20 protein-coding genes are annotated in these 20,183 nt (G+C 67.5%); 10 read left to right on the top strand and 10 right to left on the bottom strand.

Annotation, left to right across the window (positions count from 1 at the left end; genetic code table 11):
• Positions 1 to 157: 157 nt before the first annotated feature.
• On the bottom strand, positions 158 to 1,003 hold the full coding sequence (locus tag G3545_RS22560; protein WP_170015902.1) for a DUF3108 domain-containing protein: 846 nt from the start codon (positions 1,001 to 1,003) through the stop codon (positions 158 to 160).
• A gap of 247 nt (positions 1,004 to 1,250) precedes the next feature.
• Here G3545_RS22560 and rpmB point away from each other — a divergent pair, with 247 nt between their 5' ends.
• Positions 1,251 to 1,538, top strand: coding sequence for a 50S ribosomal protein L28 (gene rpmB, locus G3545_RS22565; RefSeq protein WP_170015904.1), 288 nt, complete (start codon positions 1,251 to 1,253; stop codon positions 1,536 to 1,538).
• Positions 1,539 to 1,642: 104 nt separating this feature from the next.
• Positions 1,643 to 2,203 carry a queuosine precursor transporter gene (locus G3545_RS22570; RefSeq protein ID WP_246702931.1) on the top strand — a complete coding sequence of 187 codons (561 nt, stop codon included), beginning with the start codon at positions 1,643 to 1,645 and terminating at the stop codon, positions 2,201 to 2,203.
• A gap of 6 nt (positions 2,204 to 2,209) precedes the next feature.
• Here G3545_RS22570 and G3545_RS22575 read toward each other — a convergent pair whose 3' ends face one another.
• Positions 2,210 to 3,214, bottom strand: a complete 1,005-nt coding sequence (locus tag G3545_RS22575) for an esterase-like activity of phytase family protein (protein ID WP_170015908.1) — start codon at positions 3,212 to 3,214, stop codon at positions 2,210 to 2,212.
• Between the two features lie 95 nt (positions 3,215 to 3,309).
• Between G3545_RS22575 and G3545_RS22580 the strand changes: the two genes are divergently transcribed.
• Positions 3,310 to 3,843, top strand: coding sequence for a disulfide bond formation protein B (locus G3545_RS22580; protein WP_170015910.1), 534 nt, complete (start codon positions 3,310 to 3,312; stop codon positions 3,841 to 3,843).
• Here the strand turns inward: G3545_RS22580 and G3545_RS22585 are convergent.
• The 5 genes from G3545_RS22585 to G3545_RS22605 all read right to left on the bottom strand — a co-directional run bounded on the left by G3545_RS22585 (position 3,816) and on the right by G3545_RS22605 (position 9,302).
• Positions 3,816 to 4,373 carry an HNH endonuclease gene (locus G3545_RS22585; RefSeq protein ID WP_170015912.1) on the bottom strand — a complete coding sequence of 186 codons (558 nt, stop codon included), beginning with the start codon at positions 4,371 to 4,373 and terminating at the stop codon, positions 3,816 to 3,818. The two genes, G3545_RS22580 and G3545_RS22585, sit on opposite strands and share 28 nt — an antisense overlap.
• Before the next feature lie 110 nt (positions 4,374 to 4,483).
• Positions 4,484 to 5,143, bottom strand: a complete 660-nt coding sequence (locus G3545_RS22590) for a dienelactone hydrolase family protein (protein WP_170015914.1) — start codon at positions 5,141 to 5,143, stop codon at positions 4,484 to 4,486.
• Positions 5,144 to 5,304: 161 nt separating this feature from the next.
• Positions 5,305 to 5,955 carry a DNA-3-methyladenine glycosylase 2 family protein gene (locus tag G3545_RS22595; protein ID WP_246702528.1) on the bottom strand — a complete coding sequence of 217 codons (651 nt, stop codon included), beginning with the start codon at positions 5,953 to 5,955 and terminating at the stop codon, positions 5,305 to 5,307.
• 31 nt (positions 5,956 to 5,986) lie between these two features.
• Positions 5,987 to 7,981 carry a M23 family metallopeptidase gene (locus G3545_RS22600; RefSeq protein WP_246702529.1) on the bottom strand — a complete coding sequence of 665 codons (1,995 nt, stop codon included), beginning with the start codon at positions 7,979 to 7,981 and terminating at the stop codon, positions 5,987 to 5,989.
• Positions 7,982 to 8,243: 262 nt separating this feature from the next.
• Complete coding sequence (locus G3545_RS22605) at positions 8,244 to 9,302, bottom strand: PHB depolymerase family esterase (RefSeq protein WP_246702530.1); 1,059 nt, start codon at positions 9,300 to 9,302, stop codon at positions 8,244 to 8,246.
• A gap of 309 nt (positions 9,303 to 9,611) precedes the next feature.
• On the opposite strand from G3545_RS22605, the gene sdhC reads away from it, so the two are divergent.
• The 6 genes from sdhC to G3545_RS22635 all read left to right on the top strand — a co-directional run bounded on the left by sdhC (position 9,612) and on the right by G3545_RS22635 (position 15,414).
• On the top strand, positions 9,612 to 10,004 hold the full coding sequence (gene sdhC / locus G3545_RS22610) for a succinate dehydrogenase, cytochrome b556 subunit (protein WP_170015922.1): 393 nt from the start codon (positions 9,612 to 9,614) through the stop codon (positions 10,002 to 10,004).
• A gap of 3 nt (positions 10,005 to 10,007) precedes the next feature.
• Positions 10,008 to 10,406: a succinate dehydrogenase, hydrophobic membrane anchor protein gene (gene sdhD, locus G3545_RS22615; RefSeq protein WP_170015924.1), complete on the top strand. Its 399-nt coding sequence runs from the start codon at positions 10,008 to 10,010 to the stop codon at positions 10,404 to 10,406.
• Positions 10,407 to 10,410: 4 nt separating this feature from the next.
• Positions 10,411 to 12,234 (top strand): succinate dehydrogenase flavoprotein subunit, encoded by a 1,824-nt coding sequence (gene sdhA, locus G3545_RS22620; RefSeq protein ID WP_170015926.1) that lies wholly within the window; start codon positions 10,411 to 10,413, stop codon positions 12,232 to 12,234.
• 21 nt (positions 12,235 to 12,255) lie between these two features.
• Positions 12,256 to 13,038 (top strand): succinate dehydrogenase iron-sulfur subunit, encoded by a 783-nt coding sequence (locus G3545_RS22625; protein WP_170015928.1) that lies wholly within the window; start codon positions 12,256 to 12,258, stop codon positions 13,036 to 13,038.
• Between the two features lie 176 nt (positions 13,039 to 13,214).
• The gene (gluQRS, locus tag G3545_RS22630; RefSeq protein ID WP_170015930.1) at positions 13,215 to 14,075 is read left to right on the top strand and encodes a tRNA glutamyl-Q(34) synthetase GluQRS; all 861 of its coding nucleotides are present in this window, start codon (positions 13,215 to 13,217) and stop codon (positions 14,073 to 14,075) included.
• Between the two features lie 97 nt (positions 14,076 to 14,172).
• Positions 14,173 to 15,414, top strand: a complete 1,242-nt coding sequence (locus G3545_RS22635; protein ID WP_170015932.1) for a glycerophosphodiester phosphodiesterase family protein — start codon at positions 14,173 to 14,175, stop codon at positions 15,412 to 15,414.
• Positions 15,415 to 15,539: 125 nt separating this feature from the next.
• Here G3545_RS22635 and G3545_RS22640 read toward each other — a convergent pair whose 3' ends face one another.
• Positions 15,540 to 16,484: an AEC family transporter gene (locus G3545_RS22640; protein WP_170015934.1), complete on the bottom strand. Its 945-nt coding sequence runs from the start codon at positions 16,482 to 16,484 to the stop codon at positions 15,540 to 15,542.
• A gap of 170 nt (positions 16,485 to 16,654) precedes the next feature.
• A complete protein-coding gene (locus tag G3545_RS22645; protein WP_170015936.1) occupies positions 16,655 to 16,948 on the bottom strand; it encodes a hypothetical protein in 294 nt (97 codons plus the stop codon).
• A gap of 309 nt (positions 16,949 to 17,257) precedes the next feature.
• Between G3545_RS22645 and G3545_RS22650 the strand changes: the two genes are divergently transcribed.
• Positions 17,258 to 17,776 carry a hypothetical protein gene (locus tag G3545_RS22650; RefSeq protein ID WP_170015938.1) on the top strand — a complete coding sequence of 173 codons (519 nt, stop codon included), beginning with the start codon at positions 17,258 to 17,260 and terminating at the stop codon, positions 17,774 to 17,776.
• 153 nt (positions 17,777 to 17,929) lie between these two features.
• Here the strand turns inward: G3545_RS22650 and G3545_RS22655 are convergent, their stop codons facing one another.
• Positions 17,930 to 20,131, bottom strand: coding sequence for a primosomal protein N' (locus tag G3545_RS22655; protein WP_170015940.1), 2,202 nt, complete (start codon positions 20,129 to 20,131; stop codon positions 17,930 to 17,932).
• Positions 20,132 to 20,183: the final 52 nt, after the last annotated feature.

Consider the following 20,183-nt stretch of genomic DNA (forward strand, 5'->3'; position numbering starts at 1 on the left):
ATATGGGAAGCGGGACGGCGGGGTGCCAGTTCATTCAATCACGTCGTCATCCCGGACGGCCGGAACGGCGGATCCGGGATCGCGAAAACACTGAGGAGCGATCCCGGCTCTGCGCCCTGCGGGCTCCGGCCGGGATGACGACCTGTGGAATGGATCTCTAAGGCTGCGGCTTCTTCCCCGACGCCGAGGCCGGCTGCGCGCCGGTCGGCTCGGAGACGAAGCTCAGCGCTTCCATCTCCGCCGTGCCGATCATGGTGGCGACCGAGACCTTGAACGGCACCAGCACGCGGGTGCCCGCCACCGGCGCCAGCCAGACATAGACGTCCTTGTTCTCCATCATGTACTTCACGCCGGCGCGGCTCGGCCGGTGGCCGGAAACCGGCCGGTAGGCGACGCGGCACACCACGGCCGGTCCGTCATAGCCCTTCTCGGCCTTCACCTTGTCGGTGCGCACGTAGGACAAAGTGAGGTCATAGCGCTGGCGACCATCGAAGATAGAGAGGGTGCGATCGCACGCGGCAGGGGAGAGCGGATCCGCGGTGCCGGGCACCAGGATCAGCGCCGCGGTCATCGGATCGAGCACGCCCTTCTTGTCGTCGTCGGAGACCGGCACCCGGTCCTTGGCGGGCGTGGTCGGCGGCTGCACCACCACGTTCTTGACGGCATTGGCGGTGAGCACGAGGCGGATCGCTTCCGCCTTCTTGTCGCTCTCCGCATCCATGGCGAAGCTCTGCGGCGACAGTGCGCCGCGCTCGACGGTGCCGCGCGAGCCGGCCGACCCCTTGCCGGAGGACACTGCCTGCATCACCCCGGTGACGCGGGCGCTGCCGGAGGCGGTGTAGCCCTTGCCGCCGATCTCGAGCAGGAAGGAGGCGCGGCCGAGCTCCAGCCCGGCGATCGACATCCGGTAGCGTGCTTCAAGCCGGCCGTCGGCATAGGTCGGACTGGAAGCGAGAATCGCCCCGGCAACCAGCCCACCCGCCGTCAAACCAAGCCGAAGCATCGTGAAGAACCGAATCCATGCGATCGGCAAAAGGCCGATAGAATACTGTAACGGGATTTGCTGGCGGCGGAAGGCGGCGGAACTGTGACCCCCCGTTTCTGCACCGTATCGGTCAGCGCCGGTCTTGACGCGGCAAAGGGGCTTCCTTATACGAGCGCACTCTCTGGATCAGTGCCGCCGGTGCTGGGAAGGGGCCGCCATGCGTGGCCTCCGGTGCCTCGGCTGTTAAAGTATAAGGAAGTCCACGATGTCCCGTCGGTGTGAACTTACCGGGAAGGCAGTTCTGACCGGCAATCGCGTGAGCCATTCGAACCGCAAGACCCGCCGCCGCTTTCTGCCGAACCTGGTGAACGTCACGCTCGCCAGCGATGTGCTGAAGCGCTCGGTGAAGCTGCGCGTCAGCGCCAATGCGCTGAAGACCGTCGATCATCGCGGCGGCCTCGACGCCTTCCTCGTCAAGGCCCACATCGACGAGCTGTCGCCGAAGGCTGCCGAGCTGAAGCGCGCGGTCGAGAAGGCCCAGGCCGCAGCGTGATCGCTGCTGCCTGAGCCTCAAGCAGGCTCAGCCCAAAGGCTCTTTCCATGAAGATCGCCGGCACCGAGGTCTCGCCCTCGCAGCTTGCGCTGCCCATCGCCGCCATGATCGGCGTGGTCGCGGCCTCGAACGTGCTGGTGCAATATCCGGTCGGCTTCCTCGGCCTCGAGGAAGTGCTGACCTATGGCGCCTTCAGCTATCCGCTCGCCTTCCTGGTCAATGACCTGACCAATCGCCGCTTCGGCCCGGCGGTGACGCGGCGCGTGGTCTATGTCGGCTTCGCGCTGGCGGTGCTGCTGTCGATCTGGCTGGCGACGCCGCGCATCGCGCTGGCCTCTGGCACCGCCTTCCTGGTCGGCCAGTTGCTCGACATCACCGTGTTCAACCGGTTGCGGCGCATGGACTGGTGGCAGGCGCCGCTGGCCGGCAGCGTGCTCGGCTCGGCGCTCGACACCGCCATCTTCTTCTCGCTGGCCTTTGCCGGCGACGCCTTCATGTCGGGGCCGGCGACCTATTTCGGCACCGTTACCGTACCGCTCTGGGTCGGCCTCGCCTTCTTCGATTTCCTGGTGAAGCTCGGCTGCGCGCTGGTCGCGCTGGTGCCCTATGGCGCGCTGATGGGCTGGCTCAAGCCCTGGAACGCACCGGCTTCCGCCGCTCGCTGACCCTTCTCAGTTCTCCGCTCCAACCACGGCGAAGCGCAGCAGCAGCGTGCGCTGGATGCTGGAGAAATTGTCGTCCGAGATCACGGTGAGGATGGTCTCGCCGGCCGCGTTCACGTGGATGGCGAGCGCTTCCATATTGTCGATCTGCGCGGTGCGGTCGGCGGTGAAGATGATCTCGCCGTCGATCTTCGCGCCCGGCTTGATGTCGCTCGCCGGGAAACGGCGCACCCGCATGCCGACGCCGGTCGCCCAGGTGAAGCGACGCTCCAGCAGATAGACGGATCCGTCCGGCGCCAGCGCGATATCGGTGGCGTCGAAATCCGGATGGCGGACGATGGTGAAGGGCGCCAGCTTGCCGCCGGTGACGATATAGCCGGGCAGCGCATTCTCGTTGCTCGGGCTTTTCTCGGCGACCGCGACAAGTACGCCGCCCTTCGCGGCGCCGACCTTGCCCGGCAGCCAGGCCAGCGCCTCGATGCCTTCATTGTAGCCGAGCTTGGCCAGCGGTCCGCCCGAGGCGATGCGCTGGCCTTTGACATCAAGCGGGTCGTCACCCTTGAAGCTCCAGATCTCCTGCTTGCGCTCGATGCCAATCGCGTAGCCGTCGGGCGTCCTCGCCAGCGACTCGGTGTCGCCGCGGCTCTGGTCGGCGAGAGGGCGCCCGTCCGAGCCCAGAATCGGCGCGATGACGACGTCCGCGAGCCCGGTCGGCGCATCGCCGTTGCTGACGATGCGGCCGCGCAACCAGTGGCCGCGATCGGTCAGCGCGAGGAAATTCTCGCCTCTGGCATCGATGGTGAGTCCCGAAATGCCGCCGAAATCCTTGTTGTCGGCAGCGAGGACAAGGCCGCCACGATATTCGAGGTGACCGACACGCACGCGGCCGTCCGACATCAATGCGCGGATCGGAGTGGCGACGACGGTCACCCTGGACGGTTCGGCGCCGGCCGGAGCGGCGAGCGCGAGGAGCACGCCGAGGCCGATACCAAGCGCGGGCCTTTTTGGTGTCATCCCCTCACTCCCCTCGTCTTCGTGAATATCGTGGCCGTGGATTTCGCCGCAAAACCGGTCTAGCAGCCTGCGTGCCGCATCGGAGTGCAAGAGTGATGACGACTGTCGCCAAACCACAATTTACCGCCGGGCTCATCGTCGCGCTTGTCGGCGCCGCGACGCTGGCGGGGGCATGGTACTTCCAGCTCGTGGTCGGCCTCGCGCCGTGCCCGCTGTGCCTGGAACAGCGCATTCCCTATTATGTCGGCGTGCCGGTGGCGCTGATCGCGGTGCTGCTGGCGGCGCGCGGCAGCGTCGGCGGCTCGCGCGTCGTGCTGGGGCTCGCCGGGCTGCTGATGGCTGCCGGCGCGGTGCTCGCCGCCTATCATGCCGGCGTCGAGTGGCACTGGTGGGCAGGGCCTACGACGTGCTCCGGCGCCGGGCCGGTGCAGGGCGGCAATCTCCTGACCGATCTCAGTACTGCGCGGGTGGTGCGGTGCGACGAGGCGCCATGGCGGCTCGCCGGTATCTCGCTCGCCGGCTACAACGCGCTGATTGCAGCCGCGCTGGCGCTCATTGCTCTCACCGCTGCGTTCAAATCGGACAATCGTCCGGCGACGGCTCACGGATCGAGCTCAGTATCCCAGTAAAGATAGTCCATCCAGCTATCGTGCAGATAGTTGGGCGGGAAATGCCGGCCATTCTGGTGCAGGTCATGCACCGTCGGCTGGAACGGCGGCTGGCGCGGCAGCATGCGCGCCTCGGCCGGCATCATGCCGCCCTTGCGCAGATTGCAGGGCGAGCAGGCCGCGACCACGTTCTCCCACGTCGTCTGGCCGCCGCGCGAGCGGGGGATGACGTGGTCGAAGGTGAGGTCGTCGCGCGACTCGCAATATTGACAGGAGAAGCGATCGCGCAGGAACACGTTGAACCGGGTGAAGGCGGGCTGGCGGGCCGGGCGGATGAAGGTCTTGAGCGAGACGACGCTCGGCAGCCGCATCTGGAAATTGGCGCTGGAGACCTGCCGCTCGTAATATTCAACGATATTCACGCGATCGAGGAACACCGCCTTGATCGCATCCTGCCAGGCCCAGACCGAGAGAGGGTAGTAGCTCAAGGGACGATAATCCGCATTGAGCACCAAGGCAGGCCAGGAACCCGGAGACAACGCCGCCGTCAACCAACCGCTCCTCAACAAGGGGCGCCGGATCCGGCGGGCGCCGGGCGACGCACGCGGATACTCTACATGTTGCGTGTCAGCTTTGTGAAGCGCCTAAAATCGTAGGGTTTTCAAGCCAGAATCTTCGCCAGGAAGGCGCCGCCGCGCTCGAGGCCAGCCTGATCTATGCCGTGGCCGAGACCAGGCAAGAGAAATGATTCGGCCGTGATCCCCTGGGCGGCAAGGCTCGCGACGGCGCGCGGCAGATAACCCGGTGCGACCACCTCGTCCTCGTCGCCATGGATAAGCAGCACCGGGGGGCGGCTGGCGATGCGCGCTGCCGTCACCTCCTGCTCGCGTTCGGAGGGCCGCACATGGATGCCGGAATAGCCGAGTATGCCGGCGCAACGGCGTGGACGGCGCAGCCCGACATGCAGCGCCATCATCGTGCCCTGGCTGAAGCCGACCAATGCCATGCGGTCATCGGAGAGGCCGAGGCGGGCGAGTTCGGCATCGAGGAAGCCGCTCAACGCGGCCTCCGCCGCCTGCACGCCGATCCAGCGCTCGCGGTCATCGCGCTCGACATAGCCGAACCATTGCCGCCCGACCGGCGCTACTGCGCACGGCTCCGGTGCGTGCGGAGAAACGAAGGCGGCCTCCGGCAGCAGCGGCGCCCAGACCTTGCCGAGGTCGATGAGATCGCGCCCATCGGCGCCATAGCCATGCAGCAGCACGACGAGGGCGTTCGGAGGGCGGCCGGAGCGTGGGGCGAGGCGGGGGCCGTCGAGCATCTTGTCGGTTCTCCGTCAGGTTCTTCGTCATCCCGGAATTGCCGTCAGGCAATATCCGGGCAGGCAATATCCGGGATCGTATGAGGTTTGCGCCCTTTTCCTTCCGACGATCCCGGTTCTTCGCTTCGCATCGGCCGGGATGACGCCATGTCAGCGGGAATCTAGGCGGGCACGCCCTGCCGGGCGCGGCGCGCGCCGTAATAGGCCCACAGCACATGCGCCGCCACGCCGCGCCAGGGGCGCCAATCCTCGGCGATGGCATTGAGGCCGTGGGCATGGCAGCGCCCGCCGAAGCACAGTGCCTCGGCCGCGGCGATCTGCAAGGCGAGGTCCCCTTCGGGGAAGGCATCGGAGCGGCCGAGCGCGAACAGGAGATAGACGTCCGCGGTCCAGAAGCCGATGCCGGGCAGGCGGACCAGCATGTCGCGCGCCTCGTCCGACGGGAGCGCGGCGAGCGCGTCGAGATCGATGGTGCCGGCATCGAGCAGGCCGGCAATGCCGAGCGTCGTCTTTATCTTGGGCGCCGAGAAGCCGGCAGTACGCAGGCCGTCCACCCCTGCCGCCAGCACCGCGGCCGGCGTCGGCGCGCCGTCGAACTGTGCCTCGAAGCGGGCATAGATGGCGCGGGCGCTGGCGGTCGAGACCTGCTGGGCCACCACCATGCGGATCAGGCCGGCAAAGCCGCCGGGCCGCTGGCGTAGCGCCGGCGCGCCGGAGACAGCAAGGAGGGGGGAAAGCCGCGAGTCGAGTGCGACCAGCCGGGCGAGCGCGCGGTCGAAGGCCGGCTGGTCGGTGAGGGTTTCTTCAAGCACCGCTCCAGCGGGCGCGGTCTGGAGGCGAGCCTCAATTGGCATCGTCGTCGAGGCGCACCGCATTGCCGGCCACCTTCGGCGCCGCCGTGTGGTTCAGCAACTGGTCGATGCGGTCGCGCTCATCGGAGAAGTCGGCATAGACCTTGCCGTCGAGCGCGCGGCCGCGCGGCAGGCGGATGCGCATCGGATCGACGAAGCGGCCGTTCACCAGCACCTCATAGTGCAGATGCGGACCCGTGGAGAGGCCGGTCGAGCCGATATAGCCGATCAACTGGCCCTGGCGGACCCGCACGCCTTCGCGGATGCCCTTGGCGAAGCCGGATTGGTGCGAATAGGTCGTCACATAGCCGTTGGCGTGCTGGATCTCGATGCGACGGCCATAGCCGGAGGTCCAGGCGGCTTTCTTGATGACGCCGTTGCCGGCGGCATAGATCGGCGTGCCGACCCGGTCGGCCCAGTCGACGCCGGAATGCAGGCGGGTATAGCCGAGGATCGGGTGGCGGCGCATGCCGAAGCCGGAGCGCAGCACGCCGCCGGAGACCGGCTTGCGCACCAGGAATTTCTTCGCGCTCTTGCCGCTCTCGTCATAGAAGTCGACGACGCTGTCGTCCGGCGTCTGGTAGCGATAATAGCGCCGCTCCTCGCCGCCGATGGTGAGCCCGGCATAGAGCACGCCGCCGGCGCCGCCGCTGGAATCCGGCTCGAACAGCACTTCGAAACTGTCGCCCGCGCGTACCCGGCGCTGGAAGTCGATGTCGAAGGAATAGACCTTCACCAGATTCTCGATGACCTCGCGCGGCACTTCGTGGCGCAGCGCGGTCTCGTAGAGGCTGTCATAGAGGGTGACGCCACCGCTCTGGCCGGCATCGTCATCACTGCCGTCGTCGCTGCCGCCCGGCCCGACATCCGCGACCTGGACATCGTTCGGCTCCTGGACGGGGAGGAACTTGCCGACATCGGACAACGCGACGGTGCCGACGTGGCCGCTGTCGCTGAAGATGGCGACACGCAGCGGGATGACGGCACTGCCTGAACCGGAATCGAGCAGGATCTTCAGCCGCAGACCTTCCTCCAGCCGGCCATCGGGGCCGCGGTCGGGGAAGGCGGCGGCGGCGCCGCGGGCCGAGGCCAGCGGCACGCCGAGCTGGGTCAGCACCGAGACGATGGTGTCGCCCTTCTTGGCGACCACGGCGCGTTCCGACCAGTCATTGCCACCAGTGGTGTCGGCGTCGGTCTTGTTGATGGAGGAGACGTTCTCCGGGGCGATGGCGAGAGCGCCGCTCTCGTCGACCCGGCCGATCGGCGCGAAGCCCAGCGCGCCACCGAAGGCCGGCTGCATCGGTGCATGGGCCTCGATCCCGGGCGCGCCGAACTCGGCGACCTCGCGGACCTTCATCAGCACGTCTTCCATCGGCAGTTCGGCAGCGAACTTGGTGCTCGGCGGCAGGCTGGCGAGATCGCGGGTGGAGATGGTCACTTCGCCGGTCGGCTCGGCCTGCGGCTCGTCGTCGTCCTTGCTGTCCGCGGTCTCGGCGATCAGCTGGGCGGGATTGAAGCGCGGTACGTCCACCGAGGCGGAGGTCACCGACAATGCAAGGTTGGCGGAGACCTTGGTCACCGCGCGCACCTTGATGATCTCTTTGTCCCCGACCTTGGTGTTGGTGGCGAGGCGCAGCGTCTGCTTGGCGGTGAAGCTCTCGGTCAGGATCGACATGCGGTCGCCCTTGCGGGCGACGTTGGACGGCCGCTCGCCGGCAGCGAGCGCGCCGCGCAGCGCGGAGCGCACGGTCTCGGGCAACTGGGCGAAACGATACTCGCCGTCGAGTGCTGCATAGACAGCGCCGCCCATCAGTCCGGCGCCGCAAATGCCGGTGAGCAGGGTGGCCATCAGCCAGCGAATGGAGATGCGGCGGCGGTTGATCGGCTCCTCGGCATCACCGTCCACGCCCAGCGGAGGCTCGTCACCGAGATCGACCGCGGCGAAGTCGGGTCGTCGTACGCCGGTCGGTCCGCGCCGATGCTCCAAGAGCCTTCCCCGCATTGCGGTGCCATGAGGTTCAACCGCTTGCGCGGCCTGGCACCATCTTTGACTTGGCGCCTACCGGGACCGGCAGGCACAGCGAAGCTCCCCCTTCAGGGGCGGCGGGACGATGCCGTCCCGGCGAGACGGCGTCAACCCAAGCCCGACTTTCGAGGCGAATCAAAAGCGTCGACAGCTCAGCCGGAAGCGCGATGTAAAGCCATCCCTCGCGGCGAAAGCATGGCGGACGCCAAATCTGTTTGACTTATCATTGGGTCGCGGTCGGCTTCGGACGCAGCGGCGAGGGGATCGGCAGCGGCACTTCGACGGGAGCGAACGAGGTGGCTGCGGGCGCACCAGGCACCGGATTGGCGCCGGCCAGGGCGCCGCCGCCGCGTGGTGTTGCCGCGCCGATCGGCACTGGTTCCCCGACGCTCACGCCGTTTTCCTGCGGCCAGGCGCCGAAGCGGCGGAAGAAGGTCCAGATCTCCTGCGGGGCGTCGAGCCCGCGCCGTCGCGGGCCGAGCAGCAGCGAGGCCAGCATGTCGACGCCGCTGACCGAGGAGGCGGGCGGCTGGTGGCCGCCCTCGACCTCATAGAAGGCGACCGCCGAGCCACCGGCGCAGTCGTTCCAGCGCACGATGCGCGCGTTCTTGGCCGGCTCCTGCACCGGGTCGCCGCAGCCATTGATGCGGGCGAACAGCTTGGCGCTGTCGGTTGCCGACATCAGCCGGGCGCCGGGCGTCGGGCGGCCGAACATCGGCACGATGGGATCGTAGGTGCCGTTCATCATCAGGATCGGGATCGGCCGCGACGGCCGGCAGGAGTCCGCATAGACGACCGGCGCCGTCATCATCATCGTCGCATAGGCGGCGAAGCGTTCGGCGTGGCGGCAGGCGATGAAGGCGGTGAGGAAGGCGCCGTTGGAAAAGCCCATCAGATAGGCGCGACCGGGATCGGCGATGCCCTCGGCAACCAGCGTGTCCAGCACCGCCAGCACGAAGCCGGCATCGTCACGCTTGTGGATGATCGGCATGATGCCGGCGACCGACCCGCGCCCGTCGTTCCAGAGCAGGTTGATGCCTTTGGGATAGGCCACCGCGAAACCCTCGCGGTCGGCGACGGCGTCGAGGTCGAGATAGGAGCGCAGCACGGTGGCCGGCTGCCAGGCACCGTGCAGCGCGATCACCAGCGGCCAGGGCCCGGGCCCCGAGCTCTTCGGCGTGTGCAGGATGTATTCGCGGTTCAGTCCGCCGACGACGATGCTGCGCTCCTGGGCCGAGGCCAGCGCCGACAGCAATACCGTCGTCAGGACGACACAGCTCATCAGCAGCAATGCGCCTGCGGGAGGCCTGATCTTCGAAAGACGCATGGTTGGGGCCGAGCTGCGGGACCGCATTGAAATGTGTTGGAATCGCGAGATTGGGGCGGATCAAGGGCGGGCGACACTACAGCGGCTGCGCGCGCCGCGCGAGGGGATGCGTTCAGACCCTCCGATGCGCTATCGTCACCACGCTGCGGTGCACAGCAGCGCGATAGAAAACGCGATTAGCGTGATTGCGAACTACTATCGTTTCAGGTACGCAGGCCCAAGCGTCGAAGGGCCATGCCATTGAAGGGCCACGGAATGTCCGACATGCCGGGAACCGCGGAACGTCCGCTTTCACCGCATCTCCAGATCTACCGGCCCATGCTCACGATGATGATGTCCATCGTGCACCGCATCACCGGCTCGGCACTGTTCTTCGGTACGCTGCTGTTGGTCTGGTGGCTGGTCGCGGCGGCGACATCTGCCTCCGCGTTCGATTTCGCCAACGCAATTCTCGGCAGCATCATCGGCAAGATCGTGCTGTTCGGCTTCAGCTGGGCGCTGATCCACCACATGCTCGGCGGCATCCGCCATTTCATCTGGGACACCGGCCACGGCTTCGGCCCCGAGGCCCGCGAGCGGCTGGCGCAGCTGACCATCGGCGGCTCGGTGGTGCTCACCGTGCTGCTGTGGATCGGCATTTTGGTCGTGAAGGGCTGAGCGATGAGCGGGAATTCGGGCTCTACCATGCGCACCACGCGCCGCCGCGTTGCCGGCCTCGGCTCGGCGCGCTCCGGCACCGGGCATTTCTGGCTGCAGCGCCTCACCGCGCTCGCCAATGTCCCGCTGGTGCTGGCCTTCCTTTTCATCGTCATCTACGCCGCCGGCGGCACGCGCGAGGAGGTCACTGCGATCCTCGGCCAGCCCATCGTCGCCATCGTGGTGCTGCTGGCGCTGCTCTCCATCGTTGTCCATATGCGCATCGGCATGCAGGTCATCATCGAGGACTATGTCCAGGGCGAGGGCGCCAAGGTGCTGGCGCTGATGGCCAACACCTTCTTCACCATCGCGGTGGGCTGCGCGGCGGCCTTCGCCATACTCAAGATCAGCTTCGGAGGCTGAGCCGATGGATGCCACCACCCCGAAGAACGGTGCCAACGGAGCTGCCTATCCGATCACCGACCACACCTATGATGTCGTGGTGGTGGGCGCCGGCGGCGCGGGGCTGCGCGCCGTGGTGGGCTGCTCGGAAGCCGGCCTGCGCACCGCCTGCGTGACCAAGGTGTTCCCGACCCGCTCGCACACCGTGGCGGCGCAGGGTGGCATCGCCGCGGCGCTCGGAAACATGAGCCCCGACGACTGGCGCTTCCACATGTACGACACCGTGAAGGGGTCGGACTGGCTGGGCGACCAGGACGCCATCGAATATCTGGTCCGCCACGCGCCGGATGCGGTGTATGAGCTGGAGCACTGGGGCGTGCCGTTCTCGCGCACCGAGGCCGGCAAGATCTATCAGCGCCCGTTCGGCGGCATGACCACCGATTACGGCAAGGGCACCGCCCAGCGCACCTGCGCCGCTGCCGACCGCACCGGCCACGCCATCCTGCACACGCTCTATGGCGCGGCGCTGAAGCACAATGCCGAGTTCTATATCGAGTATTTCGCGCTCGATCTGATCATGGACGAGGAAGGCCGCTGCCGCGGCATCGTCGCCCTGAAGATGGACGACGGCACGCTGCACCGCTTCCGCGCGCAGACCACCATCCTCGCCACCGGCGGCTATGGCCGCGCCTATTTTTCCGCGACCAGCGCCCACACCTGCACCGGCGACGGCAACGCCATGGTGCTGCGCGCCGGCCTGCCGCTGCAGGACATGGAGTTCGTGCAGTTCCACCCGACCGGTATCTATGGCTCGGGCTGCCTGATCACCGAGGGCGCGCGCGGCGAGGGCGGCTACCTCACCAATGCCGAGGGCGAGCGCTTCATGGAGCGCTATGCGCCCTCCGCCAAGGACCTTGCCTCCCGCGACGTGGTCTCGCGCTCCATGACCATGGAGATCCGCGAGGGCCGCGGCGTCGGCAAGAACAAGGACCACATCTATCTGCACCTCGACCATCTGGATCCGGCGATCCTGGCCGAGCGGCTGCCCGGCATTTCCGAGAGCGCGCGCATCTTCGCCGGCGTCGATCTCACCAAGGAGCCGATCCCGGTGCTGCCGACCGTGCATTACAACATGGGCGGCATCCCCACGAACTTCCACGGCGAGGTCGTCACCAAGAAGGGCGGCAATCCGGACCATGTGGTGCCCGGCCTGATGGCGGTCGGCGAATGCGCCTGCGTGTCGATCCACGGCGCCAACCGGCTCGGCTCCAACTCGCTGACCGACCTCGTGGTGTTCGGGCGCGCCGCCGCCCTGCGCTGTGGCGAGATCCTCACCCCCGGCGAGAAGCAGCGCGACCTGCCGCCGGGCGCGACCGAGGCCGCGCTGGCCCGGTTCGACCGCTTCCGCTATGCCACTGGCGGCACGCCGACGGCGGATCTGCGGCTCTCCATGCAGAAGGTGATGCAGAACAATTGCGCGGTGTATCGCACCGGCGAAGTGCTGGAAGAGGGCCGCAAGCTCATCGCCGAAGTGTTCGCCGGTACCGACGACATCCGCGTCACCGACCGCTCGCTGGTGTGGAATTCCGATCTCATCGAGACGCTGGAATACGACAACCTGATCTGTCTCGCCGCGGTGACCATGGAAGGCGCCGCCAACCGCACCGAGAGCCGCGGCGCCCACGCCCGCGAGGACTACCCGGACCGCGACGATGCGAGCTGGATGAAGCACACGCTGGCCTTCGTGGACTTCGAGACCCGGGGCGTACGCCTCGACGATCGGCCGGTGCACACCTACACCATGACCAACGACGTTCAGTATATCGAGCCGCGCAAGCGGGTTTATTGAGCCGGGAAACGATTAGACGCCATGGTCCAGCTGACGCTTCCGAAGAATTCCCAGCTCATCGAGGGCATGGTGTGGCCGAAGCCGGCCGGCACCAACAATCTCACCGAATACAAGATCTATCGCTGGAATCCGGACGACGGGAAGAACCCGCACGTCGACACCTATTATGTCGACCGCGACGATTGCGGGCCGATGGTGCTGGACGGGCTGATCTGGATCAAGAACAAGGTCGATCCGACGCTGACCTTCCGCCGCTCCTGCCGCGAGGGCATTTGCGGCTCCTGCGCGATGAACATCGACGGCACCAACACGCTGGCCTGCCTCAAGAGCATGGACGACGTGCGGGCCTCCTCGGTGAAGATCTATCCGCTGCCGCACATGCCGGTGGTGAAGGACCTGGTGCCGGACCTCACCCAGTTCTATGCCCAGCATGCCTCGATCGAGCCGTGGCTGCACACCGAGACGCCGGCGCCGGAGCATGAATGGCCGCAGTCGCGCGACGACCGCGAGAAGCTCGACGGGCTCTATGAGTGCATCCTCTGCGCCTGCTGCTCGACCTCGTGCCCGAGCTATTGGTGGAATGGCGACCGCTATCTCGGCCCCGCGGTGTTGCTGCAGGCCTATCGCTGGCTGATCGACAGCCGCGACGAGGCGACCGGCGAGCGGCTGGACAATCTCGAAGACCCGTTCCGGCTCTATCGCTGCCACACCATCATGAACTGCTCCAAGGCATGCCCCAAGGGCCTGAACCCGGCCAAGGCGATCGCCGAGATCAAGAAGATGATGGTGGCGCGGCAGTTCTGAGCGGCGCTGTTGTTCTGCTTCTGCATCCTTCGAGGCCCGGCTTTGCCGGGCACCTCAGGATGAGGTTGCTTTCAAGAACCACGTCATCCTGAGGTGCGAGTGCAGCGAGCCTCGAAGGATGCTCAAGCCAAGCGCCTCTCGCCTCGTCCGGCCAGGATGACGTAAGACTTCGGGCGATGCCCGACGCCCCAACCCCCACCTTCCGCTTCGCGCCGACCCCGAACGGGCCGCTGCATCTCGGCCATGCGCGCTCCGCGATCCTCAATTTCGAGGCCGCCCGCGCTGCCGGCGGGCGCTTCCTCATCCGCATCGAGGACATCGACGCCACCCGCTGTCGCCCGGAATTCGAGGCGGCGATCTTCGAGGATCTCTCCTGGCTCGGCCTCGACTGGGAGCGGCCGGTGCGCCGGCAGTCCGGGCATATGGCTGACTATGCCGCGGCGCTGGACAGGCTGGAGGGAAAAGGCCTCGTCTATCCGAGCTTCGAGAGCCGGGCGGAGATCCGCCGCGCAGTGGAGGCACGCCCCGATTGGCCGCGCGATCCGGACGGCGCGCCGCTGTTCCCGTTCGCACGCACCTCAATGGTCGACGCTGAGCGCGAACGTCGCCGCCTCGCCGGTGAGCCCTACGCATTGCGGCTCGACATGCGCGCGGCGCTGGCGCGGGCGGGCCAGAAGCTCTTCTGGCACGAGGAAGGCGAGGGCATGATCCCCGCCGATCCCGCGGCGTGGGGCGATGTCGTCATCGCCCGCAAGGAGGTGCCGACCAGCTACCACCTCGCCGTCGTGGTCGACGATGCGCTGCAGGGCATCACCCATGTGATTCGCGGCGTGGACCTCAAGCCATCGACCTCGGTGCACCGGCTGCTGCAGCATCTGCTCGGCCTCCCGGCGCCGATCTATCGTCACCATGGGCTGGTGCTCGACGCCGAGGGCCGCAAGCTCTCGAAAAGCCTTGGTTCGCCCAGTCTTGTGGCGCTGCGCGCGCAGGGGATGACGCCGGCGGAGGCGCGGCGGTTGGCGCTGGATGGCGCGTAGCCGGCTTTGCAACTGCCTGGCCTTGCGTAACACCGCTGTCACTGCCCGGCGCTAGCCATGGCTCGCCCACGTCACCCTCAGGAAGACGGAGCCCGCCATGACGTCTCGCATACTCCTCCTCGCTTTTGCCGTCTCGACCCTCATCTCTTCCGGCGCTTCGGCGCAGGACAATCGCCCGCTGGCCCAGGTCGGGGTCCGCCCCTTCTATCTCGTCGACACCATGAAGGACGGCCCGCTCAAGGACGCGCTCAAGCAGTGTGAAGGCAAGCCGTTCTACACCAAGCAATTCTCGATCTCGCATCGCGGCGCTCCGCTGCAATTCCCCGAGCACACCCGCGAAGGCTACATCGCCGCCGCGCGCATGGGTGCCGGCGTGCTGGAATGCGACGTCGCCTTCACCAAGGACCGCGAGCTGGTGTGCCGCCACGCCCAGTGCGACCTGCACACCACCACCGACATCCTCGCCCGCCCGGAACTGGCGGCGAAGTGCAGCAAGGGCTTCGAACCGGCCGATCCCGTCACCGGCCGCAAGGCCAGCGCCAAGTGCTGCACCAGCGACCTGACGCTCGCCGAGTTCAAGTCGCTGCGCCCGAAGATGGACGCCGGCAACCCCGACGCCACCAACGTCAAGGACTACATGAACAGCACGCCGCGCTGGCGCACCGACCTCTATGTCGACAATGCCACGCTGGTGACGCACAAGGAGTTCATCGCGCTGGTGAAGTCGCTGGGGCTGAAATTCACCCCCGAGCTGAAGAAGCCCGAAGTGGCCATGCCGTTCCAGGGCGACTACACCCAGGAGCGCTACGCCCAGCAGATGATCGACGACTACAAGGCCGCTGGCGTCGCGGCGAAGGACGTCTTTCCGCAGTCCTTCGAGCTCGAGGACATACTCTACTGGATCAAGGCTGATCCGGAGTTCGGCAAGCAGGCGGTGTTCCTCGACGATCGCGACGAGACCGACAAGGGCTTCGACATCACCAAGCCTGAGAGCTGGAAGCCGGGCATGAAGGAACTGGCGGACCAGGGCGTGAAGATCCTCGCCCCGCCGCTGTGGATGCTGGTCAGCGTCGGCAAGGACGGCAGCATCGTTCCCTCGGTCTATGCCGAGGAGGCGAAGAAGGCCGGTCTCGGGCTGATCTCGTGGTCGCTGGAGCGCTCCGGCCCGCTGAAGGACGGCGGCGGCTATTATTACCAGTCGATCAAGGACATCACCAAGCGCGACGGCGACATGCTGGTGCTGCTCGATGTGCTGGCCAAGCAGGTCGGCGTGATCGGCGTGTTCTCCGACTGGCCGGCGACGACGACCTTCTACGCGAACTGCGCCGGGTTGAAGTGAGGCTGAGGTCTTGCCACTAGGTGTCATCCCGGCCGAAGCTTAGCGTAGAGCCGGGATCGCTCTCCGATGATTGCGCGATCCCGGATCGGCCTTACGGCCGTCCGGGATGACGACTGGCGGAATGGCTAACCTACCCCCAGCACCAGAAACCACACCGTCACCGTGAACAGGCTCACCACGGTGGAGAGCGACACCGCGCCGGCGGAGGCCGCGACCCCGACCTTGTAGCGCTGCGCGAGCAAGTAAGCGTTGATGCCGCTTGGCATGGCGGCGAACACCACTGCGACGTCGGCCCACACTTTCGGCATGGGCAAAACCTGTACCAGCGCGAACACCAGCGCGGGATGCACCACCAGCTTCAGCGTGGTGATGAGGGCGGCCGGCGCGAAGTCGCCGCGCATCGGGTAGCGGTGCAGCGCGAGGCCGAGCGAGACCAGCGCGCAGGGCACGGCGGAGGCCGCCAGCATGTCGAAGATCTGCTTCAGAAAGCCACCTGGCACATAGCCGGTGAGCTTGGCGATGCCGCCGGCATAGATGCCGATGAGGATCGGATTGAAGGCCAGCGAGCGGCCGAGCTTCTTCAGGCCGGCGCCGGAGAGGCCCTTGCCGGCACCCTCGGCGGCGACGGTGGCCACCACCATCATCACCGGCAGATGCACCGCGATCAGCAGGAACAGCGGCACCGCGCCCTCCGGCCCGAAGGCCTGCAGGATCAGTGGCACGCCGACGAACACGGTGTTGGCCTGGCCGGAGGCGAAGCCGTGCATCACCGCCTCGGTGTGGGTGCGGTGGAAGATGCGCTGCGCGGCCAGCATGCCGAGCGCGAACACGATGAAGGCGCCGGCGAAATAGGCGATCCAGTAGCCCCAGGGCTGGCCGCCTTCGGGCAGCGCCGCCTCGGCCAGCGTCTTGAAGATCAGCACCGGAACGGCGAGCCCGAACACATACTCGGACAGGCCGTCGGCGGCGCGCTCGCGCAGGTGCCCCGAGACGCTGGCGATGAAGCCGAGACCGATGAGACCGAACACCGGCGCCACGATGAGGGCGATGGCGCCGAGTTGGGCAAGCATCTTGTCTCCTTGACGAGATTACCAAGAACTCAGGGCACGGACTGGAACAACGTCATCCTGAGGTGCTCGGGCAAGGCCCGAGCCTCGAAGGATGCCCGTCCCGTGCAACGTCTTCTGCTTCAATATCCTTCGAGGCTCGCATGCGCTCGCACCTCAGGATGACGTGGTTATTACGCCGCGGCCCCGGCCGAAGCCGTCGATACCAGATGCGAGGTGCGCACCGGCACCATCACGTCGATGCGGGCCCATAGCCGCTCGGCAAGCTCGGTGGAAGCGGTGAAGGCGATCTCGGCGCGCAGATGGCCGAGCGCGGCGGGGTTCATCTCGCCGTCGGCCGGCCCATCGATGCGCACGCGGGTCGGCAGCACCTCATGGATGGCGAAGGGCTCCAGCAGGCGGAGCATCAGATTGGGATGGGCATCGGCCTCGACGACGAGGCGATGACGGGGGAGACCAGCAGTCATGGCGGAAATTCCGGAAAGCGGAGAGAGCAAATACGTTCTGCAGGCGTGCGTTCAATCGTCCCGGCCGAACTGATCGGCCGGGCGGCGAATTCGCCGAATGATGAAGCCCGCGCTGTGCGCGTTCCCACGTTCCATGACGCTGTCACATAAGCCCGGCGCACATCCATCGTCAATGGTCGTGTGAATGTATTGGAGCGACGGTATTTCCATTGACGATAGGTTCGCCGGACGGCACGCTCCGTTCCGCCTGAGCGGCCAAGAAGGTGATTGAAGAATTATCCGCTCCATTCAGCTCCGGGGAAGAAACCGATGAAATTGCTTTCCGTCAGCCTTGTCCTCGCTTCCGCACTGTTCGTCGCCTCGTGCGGCCAACCCACGCCCGGCCCCGCTGGTCCCGCCGGCGCGCAGGGTGCCGCCGGTCCGGCGGGCCCCGCTGGTCCTGCCGGCCCCGCTGGCCCGGCCGGTCCTGCCGGCCCCAAGGGCGAGGCCGGCGTCGCCGGTCCGGCAGGCCCCGCGGGTCCGGCTGGTGTTGCGGGTGCTGCCGGCGCCGCTGGTCCGGCCGGTGAGGCGGGCAAGGCTGGCGAGAAGGGTGAGGCCGGCGAGAAGGCCGACGCGCCCGGCACCGTGCGCGTCTACACCAAGCGCGAATGCTTCTCGCCGGAAGGCTGCCACATGGGCTGCGAGCCGGACCAGGTGGTGGTGAACGCCTATCTCACCCCGCACGAGGGCGAAGCGACCATTGTCAACGAGCGCGAAGTGCACTTCACGCCGAAGCCGGCCGACGCCGCCCGGGCACCGCTGATGGTGCTGATCTGCGCGAAGGAGTGACGTCCCGTTTGACGACGTCATCCCGGCCTGGGGCGTAAGCTCTCCAAGCTGTCATGGCCGGGCTTGTCCCGGCCATCTCGGCCTCTGATGCACTGTCAGGAATCGTCATCCCCGGCACAAGGCCGGGGATGACGGTCGTTATGGGGTCGAGGTCTACAGAAAGCTCTGCGGGTCGATATCGATGTCGACCCGCAGGTTGCCGCGCGCCCTCGGCGCGCTTTCCATCCATTGCCGGACATAGGCCGAGAGGTCGAAGCCGCGTGGGGTGCGTGCCAGCAGCCGCCAGCGGTGGCGGCCGCGCACCAGTGCGAGCGGCGCCTCGGCCGGGCCGAGCACCCGCACATCTTCCGCACGCGGCGAGGCAGCCGCCAGCGCACGCGCGTGGGACTGCACGGCGTGGGCGTCGGTGCCGGAGACGACCAGCGCGGCGAAGCGGCCGAAGGGCGGCAGCAGCGCCTCCTCGCGGGCGGCGATCTCACGGTCATAGAAGGCGTCGCGGTCGCCGGCGACCAGCGCCTGCATCACCGGATGCTCGGGCATATAGGTCTGCAGCAAGGCGCGGCCTTCGATATGAGCCCGCCCGGCGCGGCCGGCAACCTGGTGCAGCAGCTGGAAGGTGCGCTCCGCCGCGCGGGGGTCTCCGTAACCTAATCCGACATCGGCATCGACCGCGCCGACCAGCGCCAGGCCGGGGAAATTGTGCCCCTTGGCGACCAACTGGGTGCCGATGACGACATCCACCTCGCCGCGCGCCACCGCATCGAGTTCGGCGCGCAGCCGCTCGACGCCGCCGGCGAGATCGGACGACAGCACTTGCGTGCGCGCGCCCGGCATCAGCGCCGCCACCTCCTCCTGAAGGCGCTCCACGCCCGGGCCGCACGGCACCATGCTGTCCGGCGCGTGGCAATGCGGGCATTCGGCCGGCACCGGCATGGCATAGCCGCACTGGTGGCATTCGAGCCGGCGGCGGAAGCGGTGCTCCACCAGCCAGGACGAGCAGGACGGGCACTTGATGCGATGGCCGCAGGCGCGGCACAGGGTGAGCGGGGCATAGCCGCGGCGGTTGAGGAACAGCAGCGCCTGGCCGCCGGCCTCGACGGTGCGGCCCATTTCCTCGGCGAGACGCGGGGCGATCCATTTGCCCTTGGGCGGGCCCTCGCGGCGCAGATCGATCGGCTCCAGCCGCGGCACCCGCGTGCCGCTGAAGCGCTCCGGCAGATGCAGCCGGGCATAGCGGCCGCGCCGGGCATTCACTTCGGTCTCGATCGAGGGCGTCGCCGAGGCCAGGATGACCGGACAGGCATTGAGCCGCGCCCGCACCACCGCCATGTCGCGGGCATGATAGTGCACGCCATCTTCCTGCTTGTAGGCGGGGTCGTGCTCCTCATCGACGATGACGAGGCCGAGGTCGGCGAAGGGCAGGAACAGCGCCGAGCGGGCGCCGGCGACGACGCTGACTTCGCCCGCCGCCACGCCGCGAAAGGTGCGGCCGCGCCGCGGCGAGGACACCGCCGAGTGCCATTGCGCCGGGCGTACACCGAAGCGCTTGGCGAAGCGGTCGAGAAAGGCCTGCGTCAGCGCGATCTCCGGCATCAGGATCAGCGTCTGCCGCCCGGCGCGGATCGCAGCGGACACCGCCTCGAAATAGGCCTCGGTCTTGCCGGAGCCGGTGACGCCGTCGAGCAGATGCACCTTGAAGGCGCGCGCCTCGACCGCGGCGACAAGTTCGGCCGCCGCCTGCTCCTGAGCGGGTGAAAGGTCGGGCCTGGCATGGTTCGGGTCCGGCGTCTCGGCGGCCGGCTCCGGCGGCAGCACGACGGTTTTCAGCACGCCGTCATCGACCAGCCCGTCGATCACCGATGCGGAGACGCCGGCCTCGCGCGCCGCTTCCGCCTTGGCGCGGATGAGCCCATCGGCCAGCGCCTCGATCAGCCGGGTGCGCGCGGCGGTCAGGCGCTCGGGGCGTTTATCGGTAAGACGGACGCCGGTGCGCTCGCGCCCGACATGGGGGCTCTCGTCATGGCGCAGCGCCAGGCGCAGCACCATGCCGGGCGGGGTGACGGTGTAGTCGGCGATCCATTTGATCAGCGCGACGAGGTCGGGGCGCAGCGGCACCACCTCGTATTTGCGCACGATGGCCTTCAGCTTCGCCGGGTCGACGGCGCGCGTGTCGTCATTGGACGGCCAGACGCAGCCTAGCATCAGCCTGGTGCCGAGCGGCACCACGACGATATCGCCGATCGCCAGTTCCAGCGCTTCCGGCACGCGGTAGGAATAGGCCGAGCCGATGGCGAGAGGCAGCAGCACATCGACGATGCGGTCCCTTTGACGCTCGCTCGGGGAAAAAAGCTCCATGTCGGGAATCGGTAGCCTCGCTTCGAACTTCGGTGCCCTTCATATCGTCATC

It is taken from the genome of Starkeya sp. ORNL1, from assembly GCF_012971745.1.
In the GTDB taxonomy this organism is placed as follows: domain Bacteria; phylum Pseudomonadota; class Alphaproteobacteria; order Rhizobiales; family Xanthobacteraceae; genus Ancylobacter.

Bases quoted from the DNA above. Each gene is read 5' to 3' on its own strand.
- G3545_RS22560 (WP_170015902.1), bottom strand. From the start codon at position 1,003: ATGCTTCGGCTTGGTTTGACGGCGGGTGGGCTGGTTGCCGGGGCGATT.
- rpmB (WP_170015904.1), top strand. From the start codon at position 1,251: ATGTCCCGTCGGTGTGAACTTACCGGGAAGGCAGTTCTGACCGGCAAT.
- G3545_RS22570 (WP_246702931.1), top strand. From the start codon at position 1,643: ATGATCGGCGTGGTCGCGGCCTCGAACGTGCTGGTGCAATATCCGGTC.
- G3545_RS22575 (WP_170015908.1), bottom strand. From the start codon at position 3,214: ATGACACCAAAAAGGCCCGCGCTTGGTATCGGCCTCGGCGTGCTCCTC.
- G3545_RS22580 (WP_170015910.1), top strand. From the start codon at position 3,310: ATGACGACTGTCGCCAAACCACAATTTACCGCCGGGCTCATCGTCGCG.
- G3545_RS22590 (WP_170015914.1), bottom strand. From the start codon at position 5,143: ATGCTCGACGGCCCCCGCCTCGCCCCACGCTCCGGCCGCCCTCCGAAC.
- G3545_RS22605 (WP_246702530.1), bottom strand. From the start codon at position 9,302: ATGAGCTGTGTCGTCCTGACGACGGTATTGCTGTCGGCGCTGGCCTCG.
- sdhC (WP_170015922.1), top strand. From the start codon at position 9,612: ATGCCGGGAACCGCGGAACGTCCGCTTTCACCGCATCTCCAGATCTAC.
- sdhD (WP_170015924.1), top strand. From the start codon at position 10,008: ATGAGCGGGAATTCGGGCTCTACCATGCGCACCACGCGCCGCCGCGTT.
- sdhA (WP_170015926.1), top strand. From the start codon at position 10,411: ATGGATGCCACCACCCCGAAGAACGGTGCCAACGGAGCTGCCTATCCG.
- G3545_RS22625 (WP_170015928.1), top strand. From the start codon at position 12,256: ATGGTCCAGCTGACGCTTCCGAAGAATTCCCAGCTCATCGAGGGCATG.
- gluQRS (WP_170015930.1), top strand. From the start codon at position 13,215: ATGCCCGACGCCCCAACCCCCACCTTCCGCTTCGCGCCGACCCCGAAC.
- G3545_RS22635 (WP_170015932.1), top strand. From the start codon at position 14,173: ATGACGTCTCGCATACTCCTCCTCGCTTTTGCCGTCTCGACCCTCATC.
- G3545_RS22640 (WP_170015934.1), bottom strand. From the start codon at position 16,484: ATGCTTGCCCAACTCGGCGCCATCGCCCTCATCGTGGCGCCGGTGTTC.
- G3545_RS22645 (WP_170015936.1), bottom strand. From the start codon at position 16,948: ATGACTGCTGGTCTCCCCCGTCATCGCCTCGTCGTCGAGGCCGATGCC.
- G3545_RS22650 (WP_170015938.1), top strand. From the start codon at position 17,258: ATGAAATTGCTTTCCGTCAGCCTTGTCCTCGCTTCCGCACTGTTCGTC.
- G3545_RS22655 (WP_170015940.1), bottom strand. From the start codon at position 20,131: ATGGAGCTTTTTTCCCCGAGCGAGCGTCAAAGGGACCGCATCGTCGAT.